Origin of the sequence: Methylorubrum rhodesianum (genome assembly GCF_014199985.1) — a bacterium.
In the GTDB taxonomy this organism is placed as follows: domain Bacteria; phylum Pseudomonadota; class Alphaproteobacteria; order Rhizobiales; family Beijerinckiaceae; genus Methylobacterium; species Methylobacterium rhodesianum.
Genome location: NZ_JACHOS010000004.1, coordinates 1 through 11,343, shown reverse-complemented (window position 1 = coordinate 11,343; position 11,343 = coordinate 1). Strand labels below are relative to the sequence as shown.

11 protein-coding genes are annotated in these 11,343 nt (G+C 71.4%); 9 read left to right on the top strand and 2 right to left on the bottom strand.

What is annotated here, in order from left to right; translation table 11 throughout:
• Nucleotides 1-3: 3 nt before the first annotated feature.
• The 5 genes from HNR01_RS06705 to HNR01_RS06685 all read left to right on the top strand — a co-directional run bounded on the left by HNR01_RS06705 (nt 4) and on the right by HNR01_RS06685 (nt 6,296).
• Nucleotides 4-216 (top strand): hypothetical protein, encoded by a 213-nt coding sequence (locus tag HNR01_RS06705; RefSeq protein ID WP_066927220.1) that lies wholly within the window; start codon nt 4-6, stop codon nt 214-216.
• Between the two features lie 2 nt (nt 217-218).
• Nucleotides 219-2,465 (top strand): TnsB C-terminal domain-containing protein, encoded by a 2,247-nt coding sequence (locus HNR01_RS06700; RefSeq protein ID WP_246417422.1) that lies wholly within the window; start codon nt 219-221, stop codon nt 2,463-2,465.
• Between the two features lie 10 nt (nt 2,466-2,475).
• On the top strand, nt 2,476-3,597 hold the full coding sequence (locus HNR01_RS06695; RefSeq protein ID WP_066923658.1) for an ATP-binding protein: 1,122 nt from the start codon (nt 2,476-2,478) through the stop codon (nt 3,595-3,597).
• A gap of 10 nt (nt 3,598-3,607) precedes the next feature.
• Nucleotides 3,608-5,467, top strand: coding sequence for a TniQ family protein (locus HNR01_RS06690; protein ID WP_066923656.1), 1,860 nt, complete (start codon nt 3,608-3,610; stop codon nt 5,465-5,467).
• A gap of 484 nt (nt 5,468-5,951) precedes the next feature.
• The gene (locus tag HNR01_RS06685; protein ID WP_183667205.1) at nt 5,952-6,296 is read left to right on the top strand and encodes a hypothetical protein; all 345 of its coding nucleotides are present in this window, start codon (nt 5,952-5,954) and stop codon (nt 6,294-6,296) included.
• A gap of 13 nt (nt 6,297-6,309) precedes the next feature.
• Here HNR01_RS06685 and HNR01_RS06680 read toward each other — a convergent pair whose 3' ends face one another.
• Both HNR01_RS06680 and HNR01_RS06675 read right to left on the bottom strand, forming a co-directional pair.
• Nucleotides 6,310-6,948 carry an RES family NAD+ phosphorylase gene (locus tag HNR01_RS06680; protein ID WP_238231842.1) on the bottom strand — a complete coding sequence of 213 codons (639 nt, stop codon included), beginning with the start codon at nt 6,946-6,948 and terminating at the stop codon, nt 6,310-6,312.
• A gap of 64 nt (nt 6,949-7,012) precedes the next feature.
• Nucleotides 7,013-7,402: an MbcA/ParS/Xre antitoxin family protein gene (locus HNR01_RS06675; protein WP_012753006.1), complete on the bottom strand. Its 390-nt coding sequence runs from the start codon at nt 7,400-7,402 to the stop codon at nt 7,013-7,015.
• 154 nt (nt 7,403-7,556) lie between these two features.
• On the opposite strand from HNR01_RS06675, the gene HNR01_RS06670 reads away from it, so the two are divergent.
• Genes HNR01_RS06670 through HNR01_RS06655 form a run of 4 tightly spaced genes read left to right on the top strand, consistent with a single transcriptional unit; the run spans nt 7,557 to nt 10,534 of the window.
• A complete protein-coding gene (locus HNR01_RS06670) occupies nt 7,557-8,273 on the top strand; it encodes a multiubiquitin domain-containing protein (RefSeq protein WP_183667204.1) in 717 nt (238 codons plus the stop codon).
• Nucleotides 8,266-8,703: a putative metal-binding protein gene (locus HNR01_RS06665; RefSeq protein ID WP_312893288.1), complete on the top strand. Its 438-nt coding sequence runs from the start codon at nt 8,266-8,268 to the stop codon at nt 8,701-8,703. Before HNR01_RS06670 ends, HNR01_RS06665 begins: the two co-directional genes overlap by 8 nt.
• A complete protein-coding gene (locus tag HNR01_RS06660; RefSeq protein WP_183667202.1) occupies nt 8,700-9,170 on the top strand; it encodes a Mov34/MPN/PAD-1 family protein in 471 nt (156 codons plus the stop codon). The genes HNR01_RS06665 and HNR01_RS06660 overlap by 4 nt, the downstream gene beginning before the upstream one ends.
• Nucleotides 9,167-10,534, top strand: coding sequence for a ThiF family adenylyltransferase (locus tag HNR01_RS06655; RefSeq protein WP_183667201.1), 1,368 nt, complete (start codon nt 9,167-9,169; stop codon nt 10,532-10,534). The genes HNR01_RS06660 and HNR01_RS06655 overlap by 4 nt, the downstream gene beginning before the upstream one ends.
• Nucleotides 10,535-11,343 lie beyond the last annotated feature (809 nt).

The following is an 11,343-nucleotide window of genomic DNA, read 5'->3' as shown; positions in this document are numbered from 1 at the left end:
CCCATGACAGGAGATCGGTCTCAGATCCGCACGCACCGCGGCGCGGTCGCGCTCGTCGACGGGATCCCCCACGCCATCGCGCGCGCCGCGGCCGGCGTCCTCTTGCGCCGGCTCGGGCCCGATCCCGTCACGCTTTTCCTGAGCGAGGCCGCGATGCTGGACCTTTGCCGCAGCGGGCGGCTGCGCGTGTCCGAGCCCGGGAGGGGGCGGCGTTGAACATGGGCGCTTGCCAGATCCGCCTGCAGGAGGGCGCCCTCGTCATCGTCGAGGGCGTCTACCACAAGGTGCTCTCGCGCGACGCGAGCGGCGTCACCCTGCGCACGCTCGGGGCGAGGCCGGTCTCGGTCACGAAGAGCCATGCCGAGCTGGCCGACCTCTACTTCGGCGAGCCGAGGCGCCTTCAACTGGTGGAGGACACGACCGCGGGCCTGCCCCAAGGCGTCCAGGACAACCTCCTCCGCACCATCGACACGTTCGATGTCCGCCAGCAGGACGCGGCGCTGATGCGCCTCGACTACATGCAGGCCTGCGACCGGTGCTTCGCCGAGCGGACCCACAAGAAGGTCCTGAAGGGCTACGCCGAGATCGCGAAGCTCGTCGCGGCGGAGCGTCGGCAACGGGTCATCGAGAACGAGGGCTCCCATCCCGACGACGTGCCGCTCGAACGGGTGAGCGGGTCCTCGCTGAAGGGTTGGTACGGGCGCTGGCGCAAGGGGGGCAGGGCCCTCGCGGCGCTGATCCCGTTGCACGACCAGAAGGGGCGGGCGGGTTTCCGCCTCGACCCGGAAGTCGAGGTGATCCTCGCCGAGCGGGTGCGCGAGGACTGGCTCATCCGGAACGGCCCCCCCCTCAGCCACGTCATCCTGTTCATCCAGGGCCGGGTCGAGCGCGAGAACAAGACGCGCGCCGTGCCCCTCGATGTGCCCGACGCCATGACCATCCGGCGCTGGGTGAAGGCGAACGTCAGTCGGTTCGACGAGATCTATCACCGCCAGGGCCCCGCGGAGGCGGAGCAGGCCTTCCGGCACGTCAAGAAGGCTCCTCAGGCGACGCGGCCGCTCGAAATCGTCGAGATCGACCACACGCCGCTCGACGTGCTGGTTCTGGAAGGCGACGGCACCCCGGCGCGGAACCGGCGTCGGAAGGACAAGCGCACCAAGCGCGTCTGGCTCACGGTCGCCATCTGTGCGGCCACCCGGATGATCGTCGGGTTCCATCTCAGCGAAGAGCGCCCCTCCTGGACCTCGGTGATGCATTGCCTGCGCATGGCGGTGCTGCCGAAGGACCTGACCCGCGTCCGCGTCGAGACGTCCTGGCCCGTGTTCGGCGTGCCGGAGGTGGTCAAGCTCGACAACGGACGGGAATTCCACTCCCGCTCGATGAAGGCGGCCGCCGGGCAGCTGCGGTTCGAGCTTCGCTACATGCCCCGGCGCAAGCCCCACCTGAAGGGCAAGGTCGAGCGGGCCCTCGGCACGATCGCGCGCGACTTCTGCGCCTACCTGCCGGGCCGGACCTTCCGGGACGTGCGCGAGCGGGGCGACTACGACAGCGTCGGGCAAGCCGCCCTGACCCTCGCCCAGCTCATCGAATTCTTCACGATCTGGGTCGTCGACATCTATCACAACCGCAAGCATGGCGGGCTGCTGGGACGCACGCCCCTGCAGCGCTGGCAGGACCTGATCGGCTACGGCACGCGCCTGCCGCCGTCGGCCGACGACCTCGACCCGCTCATCGCGCTCGTGGTCCCGAGGACCATCCAGCGGCACGGGATCACCTTCCTCGGGCTCACCTTCCAGTCGGACGAGCTGAAGGGCGTCCGCCGCAGGAAAGGCTTCCACTTCGGCGAGGAGTTCCTCGTCAAGGTCGATGCGTCCGATCTCGGCCACCTCCTCGTCCTGGTGGACGAGGAGGCCGGGTGGATCAGGGTTCCCTGCGACGACGCCTTGGCGGACGGCACCTCCCTTGCCGAGTGGCGCGACGTGGTCCGGACGGCGCGTCGCATGACGCTGGAGGGCCAGCGCGTCGCACGCGCGACCCTCGTCCGCGCGATGGAGCTGCTTCGCGCCGAATGCCGCAACGCCGGCGTCAAGCCGCAGCGGTTGGCCAGCACCGACGTCGACTGGTTCCGCGAGCACGCGGACGACCCGATGTTCGAGGTGGCCTGGGACGTCGCTGACGAGAACGCCCACGAGGCCGAGCGGCTGCGGACCCGGCGCCCGAGGAAGGCCGCGCCGTCGGCCGCGGCCGACGGCCAGGCGGCGCCTGCGCCCCGCATCGGGCAGGGGGGCCGCAAGACCGGCGGGCGCCCGGTCCGCGCGGCGCAGGACGACTCGGTCGCCGCCGAGCCGGCACGATCACCGCCCGTCACCGCGGCGGCGACCGTGCCGGCGGCGACCATGCCGGCGGCGGCGGCCGACGACATCGGGTTCGATGCAGACGATCCCGATAACTGGACTGCCGAGTGAGGACCATCGCATGCTGCAAGCCCACGAAGCGGACATCTTCCGCCCCGACGTCACGGTCCTCGCCCCGCAGGAGGCCGTTCCCGCGCGCCGGGAGCGGTTCGCCACCCGTCTGAGCCCCCAGGATCTGGAGCGGCGCGCCTGGAAGAGACGCGTGAACACGATCCACGTGAACACGGACGTCGTCGTCAAGGCGGTCGCGCGCTTCGACCAGATGCTGGCCGACCTCGCCGACGACGTCGAGGGCCAGTGCCTTGTCGTTCCGGCTCCTTCCGGGGCCGGGAAGTCGCATCTGCTCGCCCGGCTGCAGATGCGCCCGTCCCTGGTGCCGTTCCGTGACGAGGTCGGCCCCGTGCGCCCGCTGGTGTTCATCAAGGCGCCCAGCCCCTGCACCCTGAAGACGCTGGGGCTCGCGCTGTACGTCGCCCTGACCGATCTGGAACTCAGCGCCACCCTGAAGGAGCACGACATCTGGCGCAGGGTCCGCCACCAGATGCACGCCCAACTCGTGTCGGTCGTCATGGTCGATGAATTCCACCACGCCCTCCGCGGGCGCACCGGCGACGAGCGGCGGGCCTTGGTCGAGACGCTGAAGAACCTCGTCCTCCCGGACCCGAACGACCCCCTGCGGCCGCCGGGGGCGGAGATGCGCCCCATCTCGCTCGTGCTCTCCGGCATGCCGTGGCTGAGGCGGGTGCTCAAGGAGGACTTCCAGTTGCTCCGACGCTGCATCTTCATGCCCATCAGGCCACTCGGCCACTCGGCGGCCTGTGTGAAGAAGGCGACGAAGTTCCTGGAGCTGATCGAGCCGCGGCTCGGCTTCCCGGCCCCCTCCGGCCTGTCCGAGCACGACATGGTCCAGCGCATGCTCAAGGCATCGGCGGGATACACCGGCCGGATGATGCACCTCGTCAAGAAGGCGGCCTTCCGCGCCATCCGAAGCGGCGCGCCGAGCATCAGCCAACTCGACCACCTAGCATTCGTCTTCGACGAGATCTTCGAGCTCGGCCCTCACCGGAACCCGTTCAGGGTGCCCGACATCTCGACCTGCCCGAAGCTGAAGGAGATCGAGTTCGACAAGCTCACCCGACTGATGGGAACCGCGCAAGCGGACATCGACCCGGACGACGCGTAGGAGGACGTCGGTGCGACTGACCATCATCCCGCCCGTCGTCGAGGGCGAATCCGCAGCGGCGCACCTGCTGCGCGCCTTCGACGTCAATGGCGAGCCGTGGAGCCGGGAACGCCTGAGGAGCGCCGGCCATGCCTTGAGCGACATCCTGCAGGGGCGCGCCGCCAAGCCCCTCGCGGACCGGCTCGGCCGTGACGGTGAGCCCTTCCTGCGATGGACCCCGGCGGAGGTCACCAAGCGGAGGGTCGTGATCGCCGGCGAGGAGATCCACCGGGACGACTGGACGACGAACGCGCGTCGCTGGTGCCCGCGCTGCTGGGACGACGACCTCCGCCGGCCGCGGTCCGGACGTCACGCCCATTGGAACGTTCACCGGCGCTTCTGGTGGGACGTGGCTGCCGTCCGCACCTGCCCGGTGCATCACGTCCTGCTGGCCGCGGCTTGCCCGACCTGCGGCGTGGACGTCACCTGGGAAGCCGGCTCGCTGACCCGGTGCAGGAACGGCCACCCCCTGCTGGCCTGCGAGGGCGTCGAGGTCGCGCCCGGCACGACCCTGGCGGACGCCTACGTGGTCGGCCGCCTCGGCGGCATGCCGAGGACGGAGGTCCCCATTCTCGACGGGCTGACGCTCGCAGAGGCTTGCGACGCCATGGAGCGGCTGGGCGTCGCCCGGCACGGGGGCGCCGACGGGGCCTTGTCGAAGTTTCCGGCGGAACGCCATCCCGAGGTGCTTTCGGCCGGCCTCGCCATCGCGCGGGACTGGCCGCGCGCCTTCGAGGCCCTGCTCGACGGGATGGCCGGAGCCGACCATGTCGGCCTCGGGGCCTGGGGCGCCGAACAGGTCTATGGCTACCTGTACCTGTGGGCGAAGCGACTGCCGGCGGGAGGGAGCGGTGACGCGGTGCGGGCGATCCTCTTCGCGCATCACGCGGCACGGGGTCCGGTCCACAAGACCTCGGTGGTGATCCGGCATGCCGATGTCCCCCTGGTCAGCCTCGCCGAGATCGCGGCCCAGTGCGGGCGCCGGCCGGAGTTCGTCGCCGGCTACGTCAAGGCCCTGGGTGCGTGGCCGGAACGGACCAAGCGGGGCACGCCCATCGGCATCACCCGCGAGACCGCCGCCGAGATCCGCGCGCTCCTCGACCGTGCGGTCCGCGCGGACGACCTGCCCGCCGCGCTCGGGCTGGCCAAGCGACAGGCCAGGATGCTGGTGGCCGCCCGCATCGTCCCGCCAGCCGAGATCCATCGTCGCGCCGGCATCAAGGCCGAGGTATTCGACCGGGGTGCCATCGACGCCGTGCTGGCCCGACTCCGCGGCCCAGCGCCGACCGTCGAGGCCGCTCCCGCCGGCCTCCTGCCGCTCGCGCGCGCCAGCCAGCACGGCAAGGTCGACGGCGTGCGCGGCACCTGCGCCATGATCTTGGCCGGACAGCTCCGGGTCAGGGCGGTCCTGCGGGACGCGCCCGGCCTCGCGGGGTTCCTCCTCGACCCGGAGGACATCAGGGCCGCGCGCCGGTCCCGCGGGGGCGGCGGCCTCACCCTCGCAGAGGTCGGCCGGCGCATCACGGTGCCGTCCGACGTCGTCGGCCTGATCGTCCGGCAAGGCCTGCTGACCGGGACCGCGACCGCATGCGGGGAGATCCTCGTCCCGGAGGATGCGTTGGCGGCCTTCGAGAGCGAGTACGCAACCACGGGGGCCCTCGCCAGGGACATCGGATCCGGCATTCGGTGGGTGCGGGAAGCCCTCGACCGGGCCGGCATCAAGCCGGTTTTCGCGACCGCCGGCCGTAAGGTCACGACGGTGTGGTCCCGGGAGGATGTACCGCGGGACCTCCGGCGCCGCATTCCCAGGACGCATGCGCGCCCGCTCTAACGGAGGTTGCGCCTCGGCGGCGGGATACGTGAGCGGACCGTGCGGGGCTGCCCCATCCGAGAGCCCGCGGCGGGCGCACCGGGCGCCCGGGTCCTGCGACGCGGCGGCCGCCGCCCGGGAACCCGAGAGACGCAAGAGGATGGCGGCCCAAGGCAATTTCGCAGCAGCGTGCTGCAAGATCGCGGGACCGGCCCAATACTCGCCGAAGCCCTCCCGTGCTTGAGGTCTCGTCGCGGGAAGCGTCCTGCGCCGAAGTCCGTCCCATTGTGCTCCTACAGCCGGGGAACGGGCTCGGCCCCCCAGCACCGGCTCTCCTGCTTGTCGGCGATGGACCGATGGCCCCCAGCTTGCGCCGCGTTCAGGCTCCTCACGATGTCGGGGGCGCCGGCCTGGTGTAATGACGGCGTGCCCGACCGTTCGGCCGGTCTCAGGGCACGGCATACGCTCGCGAAATCACGGCCCTTGTGGATGTTGGTGACACCGCATGTTTGACTGGCTCCGATCCCTCCTGCGCCGTCTCTGGTCCGGCCGTTCGGGCGACGCGCCTCGAACCGAACGTCCCGTTGAACCGCGGCACCGACAGGTCACGATCCGCCGCTACGGCGGTGGGGACAGGCCGCCGCCGCTGCACTGGAAGGCCTGCCACCCGTCGACGGTGAGGCGCTTCAAGGCCGAGATGACCTGCTCGCAGGGTCACGCGCTCGTGCTGAAGGACCACACGGTCACGGCGGAGGGCCGGGTCCTGCCGAGCGTCGTCTGCCAGGCTCGCGGCTGCACGTTCCACGAGTTCGTCCGCCTGGACGGTTGGGCGGCAGGCGAGCTGCGCTGAGGCGCGGCGGAGCTCAGGCGGCGAGCACGTCCTCCTCGCCGCCCAGGGTCTCTGGCCTGACCTCGCGCCCCTCGTCGTCGAACGCGTAGAGGAGGGCGATGCGGCGGCCGGTCCAGACGTACCGGTAGTGCACCGTCTGGATCGAGCGGCCGAGCACGCTTGCCCTGAGCACGGCCAGGCACGTCGCGCTTGAGCGCTCGGGAGGGTGGTAGAGAACCCCGTCGGCCTCGGAGGATACGCGGGCGCCGATCTCGCGGCACGCCTTCGCGTCGAGATCGGCCGGGACGTGGCGAAGGTCCACGAAGCGTCCCTCGGCCGGCGTCCGCAGCATGCGCATGTCGAGGCCGATGGGCGCCTCACGGGTCCGGGCGAGAAACCTCTCGCGACGCGCCACCGACACAGCGAGCGCGGTCTGGCGGTCCGCAGCCAGTTCCAGGCACGGCCTCAGGTGATCGAAGAAGCGGCTGCCCTCCGGGTTGCCGTAGGCGAAGGGCGCGTGGTTCCAGTTCTGCAGCCTCGGGGCATCGGCCGGGACCCCGGGTCGGAGCCGCGCGAGGCGGTCAATCGAGCGGAGGCGCGGGTTCGTGATGTCCTCGACCGCGACGAGGGCCTCGACCCTGCCGTCGGCCACGAGCCCGTCATAGACGGACACGGGCGGAAACCGGGACGGGATCAAGCGGAACGCGTCACCCTTCCACGTCGTCAGGGAAAAATCTTCAGCCGCCACGCTGAGCATCCAGGTAGATGCGGACCTTGTACAAGTCCGCGAATTTCCCCGAGAGCATGACGTCGAGCGCGCTCGCCCCATCGAAATACTCGTTCGGCGCCCTGATCCACTCGTCCCCACGCTCGTCTACGGTAAACAGGATGCGCAGCGCCTTCCAGATCGAGAGAAGGTGAGACACCCGCTCCGTCGTGTCCGGCGGGATGCTGCCCCCTTCCTTCTTCCACTTGAAAAACGTCGACCGCGCCGGCGAACCGAGAAGCGCGATCTGCTCGTCGGCGCTCAGGTGCCACCTGTCGGCCATCGCGAAGAACGCTTCGAGCTCCACAGGGAGCCGCGACGACCCAGCCTCGTTCCGGGCGCCGTGGGCAGAATTCGTCATCAACCCCTCCCTGGTCCAGAATCGGACTTGATGGCCGACCTAGTCCAGATACATACAGTCCCAGCCGAGACTGAAAGCGTCTTTTAGTCCAAGGCCGTCGTCCGTCAAGAGTGTGTACGGGAACGTCGGCGCGCGCCAGCAGGTGGAGACGAGGATGAAGGTTATGGATAACGCGCGGGCCCGCAGCTTCGTGTTCCCGGTGAACGGCACCCCGGTTCGCTTCGACGACGGCGAGGTCACCGGGCGTGAGGTCCTCACCAGGGCCGGCCTCTTGCCCGCGAGCGAGCACCAGCTCATCCTGGTCCGGGGCGGCCGCACCCACCTCGTGGGCACGGACGACAAGGTCGACCTCGTCGCCGAGGAAGGCGGCGCGTTTCGCGGCTTCCGCAGCGACCGCAGCTTCTCCTTCACGGTGGACGAGGTCGGCCAGGTCTGGGGTGACGGCCGGATCGAGGTCGACGAGCTCCTCGCCATCCTGCACGTCCCGGCAGGCCACGACCTCGTGCTGGAGCGCGAGGACGAGCCCGACAAGATCCTGCGGCCCGGCGGCGCGGTGTCGTTCGAGACTCGCGGCGTCGAGCACATCGTCTCGCGGCGCGCGCAACGGCCGGACTTCGTGCTGGTGACCGTGTTCACCACGAGCGGCGTTTTCCCGGCCGAGGGGGCGGTGCGGGTTCCCGCGACGACGCCGGTCGCGGACGTGCTGGCCCGCGCCGCGCGCAAGCTGGAGCTCGGCGACACCGCGACGTGGATCACGACCGTCGGCAACCGCGACATCGAGCCGTCCGCCTCCTTTGCCGGGAACGGGCTCTCCGGCGAGGTCGAGATCGAGTGGGGGCCCCGCGAGGGCGGTGGGGGCACCCGTGCTTGAGCTGCTCTCCCGGGCCGCGTTCGAGCGCGACGTGCGCCGCCTCGATTCCCGAACCGCGGCCCACCGCAACTGGACGGTCCTTCAGGCGGAGTATCCCGTGCTCGACGTGATCCTCGGGCATCCGACCGCCGCGCCCCTGAGGCTCCGTTTCACCTGCGTCGATTGGGACGACCTCCCCCCGTCGGTCGAACTGCTCGACGCCGCCGGGCAACACCTCGCGCAGGCTCCCCCCGGGGCCGGCGGCATCTTCCACCCCAGTCCCCATCCCGTGACCGGACGCATGTTCGTCTGCATGCGCGGAACGCGCGAGTACCACACCCACTTCAGCCATGTCGGCGAGCGGTGGGACGGTTACCGCGGCCAATCCGGCCTGGATCTGCTCGGCATCCTCGACCAGATCTGGCGCTGCTGGAAGAGGGCGGTCGGATGACGGCCGTCGCTTGCACCGCCGCCATCCTGGCGGAAACCCTCGACCGCCTCCGCGTCGGGGGGCGGCGCGGCGAGGAGCGCGCCGTGCTCTGGCTCGCGCGCTCGGCCTCGGCGGCGCCGACGCCCGTGCATGAGGTCTACGAGCCCGAGCAGGCCACCGCCGAGGACTACTTCCACCTGCCGCCCGCGAGCATGCGCGCGCTGATGGGGCACCTGCGCGCGCACCGTCTCAAGATCGTCGCCCAGGTCCATACCCATCCGGACAGGGCGTTCCATTCCGAGGCGGACGACGCCTGGGCCATCGTCCGGCATCGCGGGGCCCTCTCCCTGGTGCTCCCGCGCTTCGCCGCGACGGCGACGCCCGGGACCTTCCTGGAGGAGGCGATGGTCTACGAGCTCTCCGACGCTGGCCTGTGGGAGCATGTGCGCCGGCCGGGCGAGCGCATCCGCATCGAGGTGACGCCATGATCACGCCCGCCCAAGAGAACGCCCGGATGCTGGCCGCCATCCTCGGCAGCGACGAGGACGACGCGGCCGAGCGCCTCAACCGGGCGGTTCTGGTCACCGCTCCTCCCGGCGGCGCGGACGCCGCCTGGGCGGCGGAAGTGGCGGCCCTGCTCGCGCGGACCGTCGGCGTGGTGACCTCGCCGGCCGAGGAGGCGCAGCTCGAACTCGTCATCGGCGAGGCGGCCGCGCGGACGGACCTGCCCCGGCTGCACGCCGCCATCGACGCCGGCGGCGCCACCGTCGATGTCCGCCCCGTCGGGCGGACGGGCGGCCCGCCGCCCCATCCCCTGCTGGCCGCCGTCGCCGCCTGCCCGGTGGCTGCCGCGACCCTCCGGATGCTGCTCGACGACCCGGCACTTCCGGCCGTCGCCTACCCGCTCCGGCTGGACTTCGACCAGCTCGGCGTGCCGGACGCGGCGCTCGCGACGACCGTCGATCTCTCGGACGCCGTGCTCGTCGGCGCCGGCGCCGTGGCCCACGGCTTCGTTCGCGCCCTGCGCCACCTGCGCGCCGTCGGCCGCCTCCGCATCGTCGACCCGAAAACGGTGGGCTCGGGCAATCCCAACCGCTGCCTCTACCTGGGCGACGAGGATGTCGGCCGCGACAAGGCCGTCGCGCTCGCCGAGCGCGCCGCGGCCGACTTCCCCGAGCTCGCGTTCGAACCGCTCGTCCAGGACTTCTCGGCCTATTGCAAATCCGCGGGGCCGCCCGCCACGGCCATCGTCACGGTCGACAGCAGGCGCGCGCGGCGCGGGATCCAGAAGGAGCTTCCGGGCCGGGTCCTCGACGCGTCCACGACCGACGTGCGCGGCGTCGTCGTGCACTCGCACCGGCAGCCCACGCAGGGTGCCTGCATGGCCTGCATCTACCGTCACGTTCCCGACGAGCACGCGCGGGAGCGCTCGATCGCGGATGGGCTGGGCGTCGACCTCGCCGCGGTCAGGGAGGGTTTCATCTCGGCCGAGGCCGCCGGGCGGATCCATCGGGCCCATCCCCAGATCGATCCCGCGGGGATCGTGGGCACGGCCTATGACAGCCTCTTCAAGCAGCTCTGCGCCGCACAGACACTGCTGACACCGGAAGGCAGGCAGGTGCTCGCCCCGTTCGCGTTCGTGTCGAGCATGGCCGGCGCCTTGCTGGTGGTCGAACTTCTGCGCTCGAACGCGGGGGCGGCGGCGACCAACTATTGGGCCGTCGATCCCTGGAAGGCCCCCATCGGGCGGCGCCGGCTGCGGCGGGCGCGCGATCCGCACTGCGAGTTCTGCTCCAAGCCCGAATCGGACGCGGCGGCCGAGCACCTCTGGGGCCGGAACGCGGCGGGGTGACCTGCCGACGCCGTGATCGCTCGGGCCCGCGGGACCGTTTTCCGGGGCGGCGCGCTCCGGGCGGCGAGGCGCCCGGAGCGTCGGGCGGCCCCTGAGCGAGGTGGTGTCGAGGCCGATCTCGGCGGCACGGCGCGAAGTGCCGCGACGCCGGCGGATGAGGCGGAAGAGCCGACGGCAGGCGGGCCCTTCGCCGGGCTCCGGGGCGGACCTCGGGGCGGGCGCCGAGCGGGGCCGGTCACGGCAGGCCGTCCGGGTCGGCCCTCCCGGGAAGGGGCGGCGCCGGAGCTGATAGGACGTCCACGCCCATCGAGCGTCGCCCGTCCGCGGGCCACGCCCAGACAGGGTCCGGCAGCCGGGCTCGCTCGAAGGACAGGCTTCCCGGGAAGTCAGGACAAATTGTGTTGAGAGCGTTCCTTCGGCGAGGCCGGAAATCGGGACAAGCTTTCGCGATAGCTTGGCCCGCCGGCCCACGCCGGATCGGCCGTTCCAAGCCCCGGCCGGCGAGCCCCGCCCAGTGGGCGAGAGCGCTGGCCTGGCGATCGTAGAGCCGCCACCGTGGTGGCGAAGGCGCGGACGGGGGGCGAAGCCAAGGGCCGGGCTGATCGACCGCTACCGTCGCTTCGTCCGGCATCATCGCTCCGCCTCGCTCGGGAGCGGCGGAACGCCCACGGCATCGGACGCCACGCGCGGTCACAAGCCATGGACATCCGCGGACTGTCAATCGGCGTCCAATAGGGACCCAGGATCGGCGTCCAAAAGGGACCCACCCGCCGCGCATGAGCGCCGACGCAGAGGCCGATGCCGCGCAG